General features: G+C 76.3%; 3 protein-coding genes. All 3 read left to right on the top strand.

Annotated features, from left to right (window positions below):
* Nucleotides 1–115: 115 nt before the first annotated feature.
* Genes AB0D67_RS35030 through AB0D67_RS35020 form a run of 3 tightly spaced genes read left to right on the top strand, consistent with a single transcriptional unit; the run spans nucleotide 116 to nucleotide 18,044 of the window.
* Nucleotides 116–3,691, top strand: a complete 3,576-nt coding sequence (locus tag AB0D67_RS35030) for an SDR family NAD(P)-dependent oxidoreductase (protein WP_362945518.1) — start codon at nucleotides 116–118, stop codon at nucleotides 3,689–3,691.
* Nucleotides 3,692–3,720: 29 nt separating this feature from the next.
* Nucleotides 3,721–8,598, top strand: a complete 4,878-nt coding sequence (locus tag AB0D67_RS35025) for an SDR family NAD(P)-dependent oxidoreductase (protein WP_362945516.1) — start codon at nucleotides 3,721–3,723, stop codon at nucleotides 8,596–8,598.
* Nucleotides 8,599–8,633: 35 nt separating this feature from the next.
* Nucleotides 8,634–18,044, top strand: coding sequence for an SDR family NAD(P)-dependent oxidoreductase (locus AB0D67_RS35020; protein WP_362945514.1), 9,411 nt, complete (start codon nucleotides 8,634–8,636; stop codon nucleotides 18,042–18,044).
* Nucleotides 18,045–18,076: the final 32 nt, after the last annotated feature.

The raw sequence follows: 18,076 nt of genomic DNA, 5'->3' as shown, positions 1-18,076 counted from the left end.
GGGGCTGGGGGCGGTGGCGTCGGGGGAGGTTCATGGTTCGGTGGTGGCGGGGGTGGCGGCTGGTGGGGTGCGTCCGGTGTTCGTGTTTCCGGGTCAGGGGTCGCAGTGGGCGGGGATGGCGGTGGGGTTGCTGGATGGTTGTGCGGTGTTCCGGGGGGAGGTGGAGCGGTGTGATGCGGTGTTGGAGCCGTTGACGGGGTGGTCGGCCTCTGGGGTGTTGCGTGGTGTGGTGGGGGCGCCGGGGTTGGTGGGGTCGCAGGTGATCCAGCCGGTGTTGTGGGCGGTCATGGTGGGGTTGGCGGCGGTGTGGCGGGCGGCGGGGGTGGAGCCCCAGGCCGTCGTGGGCCAGTCACAGGGCGAGATCGCCGCGGCGTCCGTGGCCGGGATCCTCTCCCTGGAGGACGCGGCGCGCGTGGTCGTGCTGCGCAGCCGGGCCCTGACCCGGATGGCCGGCACCGGCGGGATGGCCGCCGTGGACCTCCCCGCCGCCGAGGCCGGCGAGCTGATCGGGACGCGGTGGCGGGACCGCCTCTGGGTGGCCGTCCGGTCCGGCCCGGGGAGCTGCGTGGTGGCCGGCGACGTGACCGCCCTGGACGAGCTCGCCGAGCACGAGGGCGTCAGGGTCCGCCGGATCGCCGTGGACTACGCCAGCCACACCCCGCACATGCGCGTCCTCTCCCCCGAGTTGGAGAAGGCGCTGGCCGGGGTGTGGCCGGTCGAGGGCGACGTGCGGTTCTGCTCCTCGGTGGAGGCGGCGTTCGTCGAGGGCACGACCCTGACGGAGACGTACTGGATCGACAACCTGTGCCGCCCGGTGCTGTTCGACGAGGCGGTCCGGGTGGCCGGCGACGGCGGCAGCCCGATGTTCATCGAGGCCAGCCCCCATCCCGTGCTGACGGGCGACGTGACCGACGTCTGCGACGCCGCCGGGATCGGGGCCGGGGTGTGCGGGTCGCTGCGCCGCGACGAGGGCGGCCCGCGCCGCATGCTCCTCTCCCTGGCCCAGGCGTGGACGCTGGGCGCGTCCGTGTCATGGACGACGGTCCTGGGATCCGGTCCGCGTCCCGCCGTGAGCCCGCCCGCCTACGCCTTCCAGCGCGACCGCTACTGGCTCGGCGACGGTCTGGCGGCGGTCGGTCCCGCCGGCACGGGCGTCGACGGCTCGCGGCACCCGCTGCTCGGCGCCGTCGTGTCCGTGGCCGACGACCGGTACGTCCTCACCGGCCGGCTCTCCCACCGGACGGCGCCCTGGCTGGCCGACCACGCGGTGGAGGGCGGTGTCCTGCTGCCCGGGGCCGCCTTCGCCGAACTGGCGCTGGAGGCCGCCGCCCACGCGGGCGGCGACCGTCTCGACGAACTGATCATCGAGACCCCGCTGTACCTGCCCGAGACGGGTACGGTCACCGTACAGATCACTCTTGACCCGCCGGACGCCGAGGGGCGCCGCGCCGTCGCCGTGTTCTCCCGCCACGCGGACGCCGACGCCTGGCAGCGGCACGCCTCGGGCGCCGTCGCCGGGGAGACCGCGCCCACCGCCGGCCACGGCTGGGCCGCCGCCTGGCCCCCGCCCGCCGCCGTCCCCGTGGAGATCACGGACGGCTACGAGCGCCTGGCCGAGCAGGGCTACGAGTACGGCCCCGCCTTCCAGGGCGTGCGCGCGATGTGGCGGGCGGGCGAGGAGCTCTACGCGGAGGTCGCCCTGCCCGACGGCGTGGACGCGACCGGGTTCGGCATCCACCCCGCCCTCCTCGACGCCGCCTTCCACCCGCTGCTGCTGGCCGGTGACGACGGGGAACTGCGCCTGCCGTTCGCCTTCCAGGGCGTACGGCTCCACGCCGCCGAGGCCCGGGCCCTCCGCGTACGGCTGTCCGTGACCGGGGAGGACGTCGTCGTGCAGGCCGCCGACGCCACCGGCGCCCCGGTGCTCTCGATCGACGCCCTGCGCACGAGGGCCGCCGCGCCCCGCGCCGCCGCCCCCACCTCCCTCGCCCGGTACGGCGTGGACTGGGTGGACGCGGCGTCCCTAGCGGCCGGAGTCCCCGAGCCGGTCGTGATCCCCTGCGTGAGCGACGAGCCGGACGTGCCCGCCGCCGTCAGGGATCTGACCGCCCGCGTCCTGACCGCCGTCACCTCCCACCCGGAGGACGGCGCCCCGCTGATGTTCGTCACCCGGCCCGGTGACGTGGCGGGTGCGGCGGTGTGGGGGCTGGTGCGGTCGGCGCAAACCGAGCAGCCGGGCCGCTTCCTCCTGGCCGAGGTCCCCGACGGGTACGCCGACTGGACCGGGATCGCCGCCGCCGGTGAGCCGCAGGTCCGCGTCGAGGACGGCCGGCTCCTGACGCCCCGCCTGGTCCGCCGCGGTCCCGCGGCCGGGCCGGTCCCGGTGACGGAGGGGACGGTTCTGGTGACCGGCGGGACCGGTGGCCTGGGTGCGTTGACGGCCCGGCATCTGGTGGTGCGGCACGGGGTGCGGGACCTGCTGCTGGTCTCGCGGCGCGGCCCGCGGGCCCCCGGCGCGGGTGAGCTGGTCGCGGAGCTGGAGGCCCTGGGGGCGCGGGTGGCGGTGGCGGCCTGTGACGTGGCCGACCGCGATGCGCTGGCCGCGGTGCTGGCCGACGTCCGGTTGAGCGGCGTGGTGCACACGGCCGGTGTCCTGGACGACGCCCTGGTGGGGGATCTGACCCCGGATCGGCTGGCGACCGTGCTGGCGCCCAAGGCGGAGGCGGCCTGGCACCTGCACGAGCTGACCCGCGACCACCCCGTGTCGGTGTTCGTGCTGTTCTCGTCGCTGGCCGGGGTGCTGGGCAACGCCGGTCAGGGCAACTACGCCGCGGCCAACGCCTTCCTCGACGCTCTCGCGGCGCACCGCAGGACGCAGGGGCTTCCCGCCGTGTCGGTCGCCTGGGGACTGTGGGACACCGAGGACTCCGGGATGACCGGCGGGCTCAGCCGCGCCGACGTGGCCCGGCTGACGCGGTCCGGGATCGCCCCGCTGGCCCCGGACCAGGGGCTGGAACTGTTCGACGCCGCCCTGACCGGTGACGACGCGCTCGTGGTCGCGGCCCGCTGGGACGCCGCCGGACTGCGTACCAGGGCCGAGAACGGCGACCTGCCGCCCATGCTGCGCGGCCTCGTCCGCATGACCCGGAAGGCGGCGTCCTCGGCGGCGCGGACGGGCGACGCCACCCTCGCCGACCGCATGGCGGCCCTGCCCCGGCCCGACGCGCTGCGCCTGCTCGTCGACACCGTGCAGGGCCACGTCGCCGCGGTGCTCGCGCACGGCAGCGCCGGCAGCGTCGACGTGAACCGCCCCTTCAACGAACTCGGCTTCGACTCCCTGACCGCCGTCGAGCTGCGCAACCGGCTCAACGCCGACACCGGCCTGCGGCTGCCCGCCACGCTCGTCTTCGACCACCCCACCATCACCACGCTCGCCCAGCACCTGTCCACCGTCCTGGCCCCGCCGGAGGCGGCGCCCGAGGACACGCTCCGCGACGCCCTCGCCCGGATCGACCAGGCGCTCGCGAGCGCCAACGGGGAGGCCGACTCCATCCGCGGCCGTCTCATGCCGATCCTGCAGGGCGCGCTCGCCAGGCTCGGCTCGGCCACGGCGCCGCACGGCGGAGTGATGGACAAGATCGATTCAGCCTCCGACGAGGAGATCTTCGCCCTCATCGACAACGAACTGTGACCACGACCGCGACCGGAAAGGCTCCGCCGATGGGGACCGAGGAAAAACTCCGCGCATACCTCAAGCGCGTGACCGTCGATCTGGCCCAGACCCGCCAGCGCCTCACCGAGCTGGAGGAGCGCCGTCACGAGCCCATCGCCGTCGTCGGTATGGCCTGCCGCTACCCCGGCGGCGCCACCGTGGAGGACTTCTGGGACCTGCTTCGGCGGGGCGACGACGCGGTGGGCGAGGTGCCGCCCTCGCGCTGGGACGTCGACGCGTACTACGACCCGTCGCCCGGCGTGCCCGGCACCATGTACACCAGGTACGGCGCGTTCCTGGACGACGTGACCGGCTGGGACGCCGAGTTCTTCGGCCTGTCCCCGCGCGAGGCGCTGCGCATGGACCCGCACCAGCGGCTGCTGCTCGAACTCGCCTGGGAGGGACTGGAGAACGCCGGGCTCGCGCCGTCCCGGCTGGCCGGCAGCCGCACCGCCGTCATGGTCGGCTTCATGGACACGCTCCAGTACGGCAGGCTCCAGCTCGAACTCCAGGGCGACGAGGTCGTCTCCGACCCCTACCTCGGCCAGGGGGCGGTGGCGAGCGTGGCGGCCGGGCGCATCGCGTACCAGCTCGACCTGATGGGGCCCACCCTCACCGTGGACACCGCCTGCTCCTCCTCGCTGATCGCCATCCACCTGGCCGCCGAGAGCCTGCGCCGGGGCGAGTGCGACCTGGCCCTCGCCGGCGGCGCCTCGCTCACCCTGCACCCCACGGTGTACCTCCAGGCGTGCGCCGGTCTGATGATGTGCTCCGACGGGCGGTGCAAGACCTTCGACGAGCAGGCCGACGGGTACGTGATGGGCGAGGGCGGCGGCATGGTCGTCCTCGAACCGCTGTCGAAGGCGATCGCCGCCGGCCGGCGGATCCGGGCCGTCCTGCGCGGCTCGGCGGTCAACCAGGACGGCCGCAGCAACGGCCTCACCGCGCCCAGCCGGCGCGCCCAGGCCGACGTCATCACCCGTGCCCTGGCGGCGGCCGGGGTGAACCCCGACGACGTCGACTACGTGGAGGCGCACGGCTCCGGCACCCACCTGGGGGACGCCATCGAGCTGTCGGCCCTGCACGACGTGTTCGGCGGACGCGACCCGGGCCGGCCGCTGCGCGTGGGCGCCGTCAAGACCAACATCGGCCACACCCAGGCGGGCGCCGGGGTCGCGGGCGTCATCAAGACGATCCTGATGCTGGAGAACGGCCTGATCCCGCCCACCCTCAACCTCACCACCCCGGGCGCCGCCGTGCCCGCCGACGGCACCGTCCAGCCGGTGACGGCCGCCACCCCGCTGCCCCGCCGCGACGCCCCCGCCCTGGCCGGCGTGAGCTCCTTCGGCCTCTCCGGCACCAACGCCCACGTCGTCCTGGAAGCCGTCGCGCCGGTCCCGTCCCCTTCAGGCGGGAGCGCGCCCGTCACGTCCGCTTCCGATTCCCCGGCCCCGTCCTCCGCCGGCCCGGCGGGGGAGGAGCGGCCCCGGGTGGTGCCGGTGTCGGCCGGCAGCGCGGAGGCGCTGCGGGAACAGGCCGGCAGGCTGGCGGACTGGCTGGAGGAGCGGCCCGGCACGGCGCTCGGCGATCTCACCCACACGCTGCGGACCGGCCGGGCCGAGCTCGACCACCGCCGCGCCCTCGTCTGCGCCGGCCTCGGCGACGCCGTACGCGGGCTTCGCGCCGTCGCCGACGGCGACGGCGGCGGCCGGCGGGTCACCGGCCACGCGCGCCTGGCCTTCCTCCTCCCCGGCGTGGGCGACCACTACGCCGGCCTCGGCCGCGAGCTGTACGCCCGGGAGCCCGCCTACGCCGCCGCCGTGGACGAGTGCGCCGACCTGGTGGAACGCCACTCGGGGGTGAACCTGCGCCCGTACTTCGCGGCCGAGCGGCCGGCGGCCCCGTCCGCCGGCCTGGCCGCCATGCTGGGCAGGGACGGCGGTGGAGACGGCAGCGGGGACGACGGCCGGGACGGCGCCGACGACCCGCTCGGCCACGCCCCGGTGGCGCACCCCTTCCTCTTCACCGTCGAGTACGCGCTGGCCCGCCTGCTCCGTCACTGGGGCATCACCCCCGACCTGCTCGTCGGCTACAGCCTCGGCGAGTACGTCGCCGCCTGCCTGGCCGGGGTGTTCTCCCTGGAGGACGCCCTGCACGTCGTGATCGAGCGGGCGCACCTCATCGACGCGGCCCCCGCCGGGCGCATGGTCGCGGTGGCCGCCCCCGAGGCCCCCATCCGCGCCGCCCTCTCCGCCGCCGGGGTGGAGGTGGACGTGGCCGCGCTCAACGGCCCGTCCATGACAGTCCTCAGCGGCCCGCCCGCGGAGATCGAGCAGGCGACCGCCGTGCTGACCGGCCAGGGCCTGGCCTGCCGCCCGCTGCGCTCGGCCCACGCCTTCCACTCCTCGCTGCTCCAGCCGGCCAGGGAGAAGCTGGTCGCGGTGCTGGAGACGGTCCGGCGGAACGCCCCCGCCGTCACCGTCGTGTCCAACCTGACCGGCCGCCCGCTCACCGCCGAGCAGGCCACCGGCACCTCCTACTGGGCGGACCAGCTCGTCGGCACGGTCCGCTTCGCCGACGGCGTGCGCCACTGCCTGGACCAGGACGTGACCGCGTTCGTCGAACTGGGCCCCGGCCAGACCCTCGGCGGCCTGGTACGCCAGACCATGACCGGCGGCCCGGCCGCCGTCATCGGGACGCTGCCGCCGTTCTGGACGACCACCGGGCCGCGCGACGCCCACGCCGACCTGCTGAACGCCTGCGGCGCGCTGTGGGAGCTGGGTGCCGGGGTGAGCTGGGAACGCGTCGACCCGGGTGCCGGCCGCGTGCTGAGCCTGCCGGCGTACCCGTTCCAGCGCACCCGTTTCTGGCCGGAGCCCGCAGCCCGGCACGCCCGGCCGTCCCGGACGGCCCCCGAGCCCTCCGAGCCCTCCGAGGCGGGACGGCCCGGCGACGCCGGGATCGGCGATCACGCCTTCGTTCCCGCGTGGCGGCGCGACCCGGCCGCCGGCGCGCTCCCCGCCGCGCTCGCGCTCCCCGGCCCGCTCGTCGTCTTCGCCGACCCCGGCGGCGCCGGATCGGCGCTCGCCGACCTGGCCGCCGCCTCCGGGACCCCGGTGGTGGAGGTGACGGCGGGCGTCGCGGGGGAGGGGCCGCGGCACGAAGGCCGCCGCCTCGTCATCGACCCGGCCTCGCCCGGGCAGTACGCCGAGGTCTTCGCCGGGCTCCCCCCGGGCCCCGTGCACGTGGCCCACCTGTGGAGCCTGGCCGCGGCCGACGGGCTGCCCGACGACGAGGAGCTGCGGGAGGCCGTCGGGCACGGCTTCGACAGCCTCCTGCTGACGCTGCACGCGCTGGGCGACCGGCCGGGCCGCCTGCTCACCGTGAGCCGGGGCGCCACCGAGATCCTCGGCGGCGACGTGCCGGCCCCCCACCGGTCCCTCGTCCACGGCCTCGGCCGGGCCGCCCGCCACGAGTACGCCGGCCTGACCTGGAGTGGCGTGGACCTGGACGCGGAGGAGGACTCCCCCGCCACGGCCGTGGCCGCCCAGCTCGCCCGCGAGCTCCTCACGCCGCCGGAGGAGGACGGCACCCCCGAGGCGGCCGACCCCCTGACCGGCGTGCGCCGCGGCCGCCGCTGGGTCCGCCACTGGGCCCGCGTCCCCGACCGGCCCGAACCGTCGTCGCCCTGGCGGGCGGACGGCGCGTACCTCATCACCGGCGGCACCCGCGGCCTCGGCATGGCCCTCGCCCGGCACCTCGCCCGCGCGGGCGTCCGCCGCCTGGCCCTGGTCGGCCGTACCCCGCTGTCCCGCGACGGCGTCCCGCCCGGTGACGACAGGGCGGCCGGGACGCTGCGGGACGTCGCCGAGCTCGAAGCCCTGGGCGTCGAGGTGCTGCTCCTCACGGCGGACGCGGGCGTGCCCGGACAGCTGCGGGACGCCCTGCGCCGGGCGCGGAGGCACTTCGGCCGCCTCCACGGCGTGGTCCACGCCGCCGGGCTGCCGGCGAGCGGGATGGTGCGGCGCCGCACCCCGGACGAGGCGCGGCGCGTGCTGGCCCCCAAGGTGCTGGCCATGGGCCCGCTGACCGAGCTGGTCGGCCCCGGGACCCCCGCCGAGGACCGCCCCGAGGTCCTGGTGCTCTACTCCTCGGCCGTCACCGCGTTCGGCGGCGTCGGCGAGGCCGACTACTGCGCCGCCAACACCGTCCTCGACGCGTACGGCCAGGCGCTGGCCGCCGTCGCCCCCTCCACCCGCGTCGTCTCGGTGGCCTGGGGACCCTGGCGGCACGACGTGTGGCAGTCCGAAGGACTCACGTCGCCGGCGGGCGGCGGCCTGGCCGACCGGGTGGCCGACTACCGCGCGCGGTACGGCTTCCCCGACGACGCCGGCTGCGCGTTCCTGGACCGCATCCTGGCCGGCGACCACGGCAACGTCCTGGCCGTCCGGCAGCCGCTGCGCGAGGTGCTGAACGCCTGGACGTCCATGCTCGACCTGGACGAACTGGTCGGGGGCGCGACCGTCGTGCCCCAGGGCGAACGGTTCGCGCGCCCGCAGCTCCGCACCGACTACGCGCCGCCCAGGACCGACGCCGAAGCCGAGATCGCCGAGCTGTGGGGGGCCTACCTCGGCATCGACCGGGTCGGCGTCCACGACCCGTTCTTCGACCTCGGAGGCAACTCGCTGCTCGGCATGGCGATGGTGATGGCCGTCGAGAAGCGGCTCGGCCGTCCCGTCCCGCCCGCGGTGCTGTTCGAGCACCCGACCGTGGCCGAGTTCGCCGCGGCCCTGCACGACGACGGCGCCGCCGCCCGGGAGGCGCTCACCGCCGGTTCGGCGAGGGGGCAGCGGCGCCGCCGGGCGAGGTCCGGCCCCCGGAAATGACCACCGTCCGAGCAACGGAGAAGAGGACGCGAGACGTGAACGACGACATCGAAGGTCCGGGCACCGACATCGCGATCGTCGGGATGTCCGGCCGCTTCCCCGGCGCGTCCGACGTCGCCGGACTCTGGTCGGTCATCCGGGAGGGGCGGTCCGGGATCACCCGTTTCACCGACGACGAGCTGCGCGCCGCCGGGGTGCCCGAGGACGTGCTCTCCGACCCCGCGTACGTCAAGGCCGCCCCGGTCATCGACGGCGTCGAGCTGTTCGACGCGGCGTTCTTCGGGTTCGGCCCCAAGGAGGCGCAGATCCTCGACCCGCAGCACCGGCTGTTCCTGGAGCACAGCTGGACGGCGCTGGAGGACGCGGGCTGCGACCCCGCGAGGTTCGAGGGCTCCATCGGGGTGTTCGGCGGGTGCGCGCACAGCTCGTACATGCAGAACAACCTCATCCCCAGCGGCGTCGGCGCGGTCATGGGCGCCCTCGCGCTCGGCCTGGCCAACGACAAGGACTCCCTCACCACGCGCGTCGCCCACGCGCTCGGCCTGTCCGGACCGGCGTACGGCGTGCAGAGCTACTGCTCGACCTCGCTCGTCGCGGTGTGCGCGGCGGCCACGAGCCTCGCGGGGTTCGAGTGCGACCTGGCACTGGCCGGCGGCGTCGCGGTCGACGTGCCGCACCGGGTGGGCTACCTGTACCAGCAGGGCGGCATCGCGCCGCCCGACGGCGAGTGCCGCGCGTTCGACGCCGGAGGGCTCGGCGCGCCCCTGGGCAGCGGCGTCGGCGTGGTCGCGCTGCGGCGGCTGGAGGACGCGCTCGCCGACGGCGACCAGGTCTACGCCGTCATCCGCGGCTGGGCGGTCAACAACGACGCCGGGCGCAAGGTCGGGTTCACCGCGCCGGGCGTGCAGGGCCAGGCCGCCGTCATGGCCGAGGCGCTGGCCGCCGCCGGCCTCACGCCCGACGACATCGACTACGTGGAGGCGCACGGCACCGGCACCGCGCTCGGCGACGCCGCCGAGCTGGCCGCGCTCCAGCAGGTGTTCCGCGGCCGGTCGCTGCTGATCGGGTCGGTCAAGACGAACCTCGGTCACCTCGACCGGGCCGCCGGGGTCACGAACCTGATCAAGGCCGCGCTGGCGCTCCGCCACGACGAGATCCCGCCCACGCTCAACCTGTCCGAGCCGAATCCGCAGCTCGCCGGTGGCGAGGCCGCGCTGGACGTGGTCACCGACCTGCGTCCCTGGCCGCGCGAGGACGGCCGGACCCGGCGGGCCGGGGTGAGCGCGTTCGGCATCGGCGGCACCAACGCGCACGTCGTGCTGGAGGAGGCGCCGCCCGCGCCCGGGACCGGGGAGCGGCCCGGTGAGGAGCGGCCCCGCCCGGAGCCGCTGGTCTGGTCCGCCCGCACTGCCGAGGCGGCCGACGCCATGACCGCCCGCCTGGCCGACCACCTGGCCGGGGACGGTCGCGGGCACCGGCTGGCCGACGTGGCCCGCACCCTCCAGACCGGTCGCCGGGTGTTCGCCCACCGCCGCGTGCTCGTCGCCTCCTCCACGGAGGAGGCCGCCGCCGCGCTGCGCGAGCCGGCCGGCGTCCTGGGCCGCTCCGAGGACCGCGACGACCGGCCCGTGGCCTTCCTCATCGCCGGGACCGGCGAGCAGTACCCGGGAATGGCGGCCGGCCTGCACCGCACCGAACCGGTCTTCCGCGACGTGCTGGACGAGTGCCGGGACGTGCTGCGCGGGCTCATGGGCGGCGCCGACCCGCTCGCCGAGATGCTCGGCCCGCGCCGCGACGACGGTGACGGCGGCGTGTTCGGCCGCGCCGCCCTCCCCGCCGCGACCCCGACCGAGGTGCTGCAGCCCGCGCTGTTCGCGGTCGAGTACGCCCTGGCCAGGCTCGTGATCTCGTGGGGTGTCCGGCCCGCGGCGATGGTCGGGTACAGCCTCGGCGAGTACGTCGCCGCCACCCTGGCCGGCGTGCTGTCACTGGAGGACGCCCTCGCCCTCGTCGCCCACCGGGCCCGCCTCATCGGCGAGCTGCCCGAGGGCGCGATGAGCGCGGTCCCGCTGCCCGCCCCCGACCTCGCGGACCGCCTGCGCCGGGCCGGGATCACGGGGCTCGACGTGGGCGCGGTCAGCGGGCCGCGGCTCACCGTGCTGTCCGGCGAGCCGGCGGCCATGGGCGCCGCCCGCGAACTGCTGGAGGCGGACGGGGTGCCGTGCCGTCCCCTCGCCACGACGCACGCGTTCCACTCGCGCATGATGGAGCCGATCAGGGAGCGGCTCACCGCGTGGATCGCGGCCAACGTCACGCTCCGCGCGCCGCGGACGCCGTACGTGTCGAACGTCACGGGGGAGTTCGTCACGGCCGGGCAGGCGACGGACCCGGCGTACTGGGCCGAGCACATGTGCGCGCCCGTCCGGTTCGACGAGGCGCTGGCGACGCTGCTCGGCCACGACGCCGGCGCCGCGCTGCTGGAGATCGGACCCGGGCCGTCACTGGGCGTGATGGCCCGCGGCCACCGCGACTGCGACCCCGGCCGCTGGCCCCTCATCGTGCCCGCCCTCCCCGGCGCGGGCGACCCCCGCCCGGCCGAGGAGGTCCTCGCGGAGGCGGCGGGCCGGCTGTGGCTGGCGGGCGTGCCGCTCGACTGGACCGGCTTCCGCGGGGACCGGCCCGCGGCCAAGGTCGGCCTCCCCACCTACCCCTTCCAGCGCGACCGCTACTGGGTGGACGCCCCCGCGTCCTCCGCGCCGTCAGTGCCTTCCACGTCCGCCGCGTCGCCTGCGCCCGCCGAGGAACGGCCCTCCGCGCACGTGCGCGTCCTCACCCCCGCCTGGACGCCGGCGCCGCTCGCGGCCTCGCCCGGCGCCGACGCCCGGGGACTTCCGACGGGACGATGCGTGCTGGTGGCGGAGCGGGGCGAGACCGCCGAGGCGGTGGGCCGCGCCCTGCGGGCCGCCGGGAACGAGGTCGTGACCGTGCCGGCCGGCGGGACGCCCGCCGGTGAGCACACCCTCGGCCTCGGGTCCGCGGAGGAGCACGTGGCTCTGGCCCGGCGCCTGGGTGACGCCGCCGTCGTGGTGGACCTGCGCCTGCTCGACCGCGACCCCGAGGGCCCCGGCGACCGGCACGCCGACGGCCGCGACGCCGTCCTCCCGCTGGCCCGGCTGCTGTCCGCCTGGGGTGAGGAGGGCGGCGACGGCACCCGCGTCCTGGTCGCGACCCGGGGCGGGCAGGCGGTGGCCGACGGCGAGACCCCCGACCCCGCCCAGGCGGCCGCGGCCACCCTGCCCATGGTCGCGGGCCAGGAGTACCTCACCCTCGACTGCTCCGTCCTCGACCTCGCCCCCGGCTCGGACCCGGAGGAGGCGGCGCGGGCGATCGCCGCCGAGATCCGCCACGGCGGCGGCGACACGTTCGTCGCCCACCGCGACGGCGTCCGCCTCACCCGCGCCTACACCGACCCCGAGCCGGCCCCCGAGCCCGAGACCACCCCCGGGATCACCGCCGGCCGTACGTATCTCATCACCGGTGGCCTGGGTGACGTCGGCCTGCTCGTGGCGGAGCACCTGGCCGGGGCCGGAGCCGGCCGGATCGTGCTCACCGGCCGCCGCGGCCTCCCCGCCGACCCGGACCACCCCCGTCACCGGGCGGTCGCCCGCCTGCGCGACCTCGGCGCCGAGGTGCTCACCCCGCGGGTGGACGTGACCGACGCCGACGCCATGCGCGCCATGATCGCCGACGTCACCGGGAACGGCCGCCACCCCCTGGGCGGCGTCGTCCACCTGGCCGCCGAGACCTCGCCGGACACCTTCCGCCCGCTCCGCGACCTCGACTCCGGCGCCCTGGAGAGGCACTTCGCCGCCAAGGTCACCGGAGCCCTGGTCCTGGAACGGGTGCTGGCCGAACTCCGGGAGCCCTACGGCTTCTGCGTCCTGTTCTCCTCCACGTCGGCCCTGCTGGGCGGCATCACGTTCGGCTCGTACGCCGCCGCCAACGCCGCCCTCACCGCGCTCGCGCACCGCAACCCCGCCTGGGTCGCCGCGAGCTGGGACACCTGGTCGGTCACCCTCGGCAGGATCGAGGGCGGACTGGGCGCGTCGATGGCCGCGCACTCCATGTCGGACGCCGAGGGGCTGGCGGCCTTCGACCGGCTGCTCGCCGCCCCGCGCCCCTCCCTGGTGGTGGCCGCGGGCGGTCTGGACGACCGGCTGCCGGGGAGGACGGCCGCGACGGCCGCGACGCTCCCGGCCGGCGCGGACCGGTTCCCGCGCCCCGAGCTGCCCCAGCCGTACACGCCGCCCCTCACGCGGGCCGAGCGCGACCTCGCCGGCCTCTGGTCCGAGGTGCTCGGCGTGGAGCCGGTCGGCACCCGGGACAACTTCTTCGACCTCGGCGGCAACTCGCTGGTGGCGATCCAGATGCTGGCGCTGGTGAAGCAGCGGTTCGGCGTCGCGGTGCCCACCGTGACGCTGTTCGAGGCGTCCACCGTGCACGCCCTGGCCGCCATCCTCGACGAACGCTCCGAGCCCGCGCCCGTCCCCGCACGGGTCGTGGAGCGGGCCCCGGCCTCCGGCGGGGGCGAGGACGACGACCGCGGGATCGCGATCGTCGGCATGGCGGGCCGCTTCCCCGGCGCCCCCGACGTGGGGGCGTTCTGGCGGAACCTGCGCGACGGCGTGGAGTCCATCAGCTTCTTCACCGAGGAGGAGCTGCTGGCCTCCGGGGTGACCCCCGACCTGGTGAGGGACCCGGCGTACGTGCCCGCCCGCCCCGTCCTCGACGACGTGGCCGGCTTCGACGCGGCGTTCTTCGGCATGAGCCCCCGCATGGCCGCGATCACCGACCCGCAGCAGCGGGCCTTCCTGGAGGTGTGCTGGGAGGCCCTGGAGCAGGCCGGGTACGCCGCCCCCGAGCACCGCGGCCGGGTCGGCGTGTACGGCGGCTCCAACATCAGCACCTACCTGCTCCGCCAGACCGCCCGGCTCCTGGAGGGCGACCAGCAGGAGTTCACCGACTTCGAGGTCATCATGGGCAACGACAAGGACGCCCTGACCACGACCGTCTCCTACCTGTTCGGCCTGTACGGTCCCAGCGTCGCCGTCCAGACGTTCTGCTCCACGTCGCTGGTGGCCGCGCACCTGGCCGTGCAGAGCCTGCGCAACGGCGAGTGCGAGCTGGCCCTGGCGGGCGGCGTCTCCATCCGCGTCCCGGACCGGGTCGGCCACCTGTACGGCCCCGGCGGCCAGGAGTCGCCCGACGGCCACGTCCGCACGTTCGACGCGCGGGCGAAGGGCAGCATGTTCGGCGACGGCGCGGCCGTGGTGCTGCTCAAGCGGCTGCCGGACGCCGTCCGCGACGGCGACCACATCTGGGCCGTGATCCGCGGCTCGGCCATGAACAACGACGGCGCGCTCAAGGTGGGCTACACCGCCCCCAGCGTCGTGGGGCAGGCCAGGGTGATCGCCGACGCGATGGCCGACGCGGGCGTCACCGGGGACGACATCAGCTACGTCGAGGCGCACGGGACCGCGACCGAGCTGGGCGACCCGATCGAGGTGGCCGCGCTGGCCCGCGCCTTCGGGGCCACGGGAGAGAAGGGCTACTGCCCGATCGGCTCGGTGAAGACCAACGTGGGGCACCTGGACCGGGCGGCGGGGGCCAGCGGCCTGATCAAGACGTCGCTGGCGCTGCGGGAGGGCGTGATCCCGCCCAGCCTCCACTACACGACCCCCAACCCGGAGATCGACTTCGAGGACGGCCCGTTCTACGTCAACACCGAGCTGTCCCGCTGGCGCACCCGTGGCGACCGCCCCCGCATCGCCGGGCTCAACTCGCTCGGCATGGGCGGCACCAACGTCCACATGGTCGTCGAGCAGCCCCCGGTCAGGGAGGACGCCGAACCGTCCGCGCACCGTCACCACGTCCTGCCCGTCTCGGCGCGCACCGGCGAGGCCGCGGACCAGGCGTGCGAGCGCCTCGGACGCCACCTGGCCGCCGAGCCGGCCACGCGGCTGGCCGACGTGGCGTACACGCTGCAGGCCGGGCGCAAGACGTTCGAGCACCGGCGCGCCCTGGTCACCGACGGCGTCGCCGCGGCGGCGAAGGCGCTCGGCGAGCGGACCGGCCTGCTGGGCCGGGTCGAGACCGTCCAGGAGCGCGGGGTCGTGTTCCTCTTCGACGGCGTCGGCGAGCAGTACCCAGGCCTGGCCGGCGACCTGTACCGCCACGAAGCGGCCTTCCGCGCCGCCTTCGACGAGTGCCTGGCGCTGCTCGGCGACGACCTGCCGGAGCTGGCCGGCCTGCTCACGGGCGAGCGTGGCGGCGGCGCGGACCTGGCCGCCCTGCTCGGCCGTGACGGCCGTGACGGCTCCGGCGACGGCGCGGGCGGCGGCCGGGCCGCGGCGCTCGAACGCACCGAGGTCGTCCAGCCCGCGCTGTTCGCCGTCGAGTACGCCCTGGCCCGCACCCTCATCTCCTGGGGCGTCACCCCGCGCCTCATGCTCGGCTACAGCCTCGGCGAGTACGTGGCCGCGACCCTGGCGGGCGTCCTGTCGCTGAAGGACGCCCTGGCCCTGGTCGCCCACCGGGCCCGCCTCATCGCCGGCCTCCCCGCGGGGGCCATGCTCGCCGTGTCGCTCCCGGTGGACCGGCTGCGCCGCCGCTTCCGGCTGGAGGAGCGCGGCCTGGACGTCGCCGCCGTCAACGGCCCGCAGGTCACGGTGGTCGCCGGGCCCGGTGAGGCGGTCACGCGGCTGGCCGCCGACCTGCGCGCGGCCGAGGTGCCGTGCCGCCCGCTGGAGACCACCCACGCCTTCCACTCGCGGATGCTGGAGCCGCTGAGCGACGAGCTGACCGGGTGGGTGGCGGCCAACGTGCGGCTGAACGCGCCGAGCCTGCCGTACATCTCGAACGTGACCGGCGAGGTCGCCGACGCCGCGCTCGTGTGCGACCCCGGCTACTGGGCGCGGCACATGTGCGCGACCGTCCGGTTCGCCGACGGCGTCGGCACGGTGCTGGCCGACCCCGAGCTGGCCGTCGTGGAGATCGGCCCCGGGCAGTCGCTCGGCGCGCTGGTCCGCGGCGCGGGCTGCCCGCCCGAGCGCTGGCCGCTGATCACCCACACGCTGCCCGCCGCGAGCGACGGCAGGGCGGGCGACCTCGCGCTGGCCGACTGCCTGGCCCGCCTCTGGCTGTGCGGCGTCACCGTCGACTGGGACGCCTACCACGGCAGGAACCCGGCGAACGGCCAGGCCCAGGGCGCCGGCCAGGCCCAAGGCGGCGGCCGGGCCCAAGGCGGCGGCCGGGCCCAAGGCGGCGGCCAGGCCCGGGACGCCGCCGACCGGACCGCGGAGGCCGTACCCGGCCGGATCCCGCTGCCCACCTACCCCTTCCAGCGGCAGCGCCACTGGATCGAGCCCCCGGCCCCGCGCCGTCCCGCGATCGAGGCGGCGGCCGAGCCGGACAACATCTTCGACGCCATCACGAGCCTCCCCAGGCTCCCGGAGGACCGCTGGCTCCACCTCCCCGTCTGGCGTCAGACCGCGCCCCCCGCCCCCGCCGCCGAGGGCCCCGGCTCCTGGCTGGTCTTCACGGGCGAGGGCCCGGCCGCCGCCGTCGCCGAGAACCTCAGGGCCACCGGCGCCACCGTCACCCTGGTCCGCGCCGGCGACGCCTACACGACCACCCCGGACGGCGACCACACCGTCAGGCCGGGCGACGTCGCCGACCTGCGCGCCCTGCTCCGCGACCTCAGGGCCGCGGGCCGTCCCCTGGACCGGGTCCTGCACCTGTGGGCCCTGGAACCGGGCGGCGGCACCGGCGGAATCGACGGCGTCGGCGACGTCACGGTCCGCGGTCTCCACACCCTCGTCGCCCTGGCCGGGGCCGCGGGGGAGTCGGGCGTCACCGACTGGTCCCTGGACGTCGTGGTCTCCGGCACCCAGCAGGTCGTCGGCAACGAGGTCACCCGCCCCGAGGCCGCCACCCTCACCGGCCCCTGCCTGGTGATCCCCCTGGAGTACCCGGGGGTGACCACCCGCCTGATCGACCTCCCGGGCGCACCCGCGCCCGCGGACCTGGCCGCGCTGGCCGCCGAGCTGGCCCGCCCGCAGTCCGACCGCACGGTCGCCCTGCGGAACGGCCGCCGCTGGCTCCCGGACTACGAGCAGCTGCCCGCCGTACCGCAGGACGAGCCCTTCCGCGACGAGGGCGTCTACCTGATCACGGGCGGCCTCGGCGGCATCGCGCTCGGCCTGGCCGAGCACCTGGCCCGCGAGCACCGCGCCAAACTGGTCCTCCTGGCCAGGACCGGCCTGCCGCCGGAGGACGGCGACCACGGCGAGACCGACCACGACGAGACCGCGAAGCGGCGCGCCGCCCAGGTCCGCGACCTGATCGACCTGGGAGCCGAGGTCGAGATCGTCGTCGGCGACGTGGCGGACGCCGCCGACGCGCGCCGCGCCGTGGACGCGGCCCTGGCCCGTTTCGGCGCGCTCCACGGCGTCCTGCACGCCGCGGGCGTCCCCGGCATGGGCCTCATGCAGTTCAAACGGCCCGAGGAGCTGGACGCCGTCCTCGCCCCCAAGGTCGCCGGAACCCTGGCCCTCGCCGAGGCGCTGCGCATCGGAGAGCCGGACGAGGTCGAACTGGACTTCCTGGTCCTGTTCTCCTCCATCACCTCCGCCACCGGCGGCGGCCCCGGCCAGGTGGACTACTGCGCCGCCAACGCCTTCCTCGACGGCTACGCCTGCAGGCTGGCCGCCACCGGCCGCCGCGTCGTCGCCGTCGACTGGGGCGAGTGGACGTGGAACGCCTGGGAGGCCGGCCTGGCCGGGTACGAGGAGGAGCTGCGCGACTTCTTCCGCCGGAACCGGGCCAGGGTCGGCATCGGCTTCGCGGACGGCTGGCGCTCGCTCCGGCGGGCCCTGGCCTCCGGCGAGCCGCGCGTCGTGATCTCCACCCAGGACTACCCGACCCTCATCCGCGGCAGCTCCCGCTTCACGCTGGAGGCCGTCACCTCGCCCGACATGGGCGGCGGCGACCTGCACCCCAGGCCCGAGCTGGTCATCTCCTACCAGGAGCCGACCGGCCCCACCGAGGAGAAGACGGCCGCGATCTGGCGGGAGTCGCTGCGGCTGGACCGGGTGGGCGCCCTGGACAACTTCTTCGAGCTCGGCGGCAACTCGCTGCTCGGCGTGGCGATCGTGGCCGCCGTACGGCGGGCCTTCGGCCTGGACGAACTGCCCCCGCACATCCTCTACGAGGCCCCCACCGTGGCGGCGCTCAGCCGGACCGTCGAGGCGGCGGTCTCGGGCACGGCGCCCGCGCAGGCCGACGCCGACGGCGGCAGCCACGTGCGCGCCCAGCTGCGCCGCTCGGGCCTCGAAGCCTCCGCCGCGCGGAGGCGCGCACGCCAACCTCAGGAGACCCACATATGAGAGGCAAGACCCACATGAGCGGAACGGAGCGG

Origin of the sequence: Streptosporangium sp. NPDC048047 (assembly GCF_040653115.1) — a bacterium.
Classification (GTDB): domain Bacteria; phylum Actinomycetota; class Actinomycetes; order Streptosporangiales; family Streptosporangiaceae; genus Streptosporangium.
Note: the sequence above shows the minus strand (reverse complement) of the source record. Positions and strands in the feature narration are given on the sequence as shown.

Coding starts and splice junctions, on each gene's coding strand:
- AB0D67_RS35025 (WP_362945516.1), top strand. CDS start 3,721: ATGGGGACCGAGGAAAAACTCCGCGCATACCTCAAGCGCGTGACCGTC.
- AB0D67_RS35030 (WP_362945518.1), top strand. CDS start 116: ATGGCGGTGGGGTTGCTGGATGGTTGTGCGGTGTTCCGGGGGGAGGTG.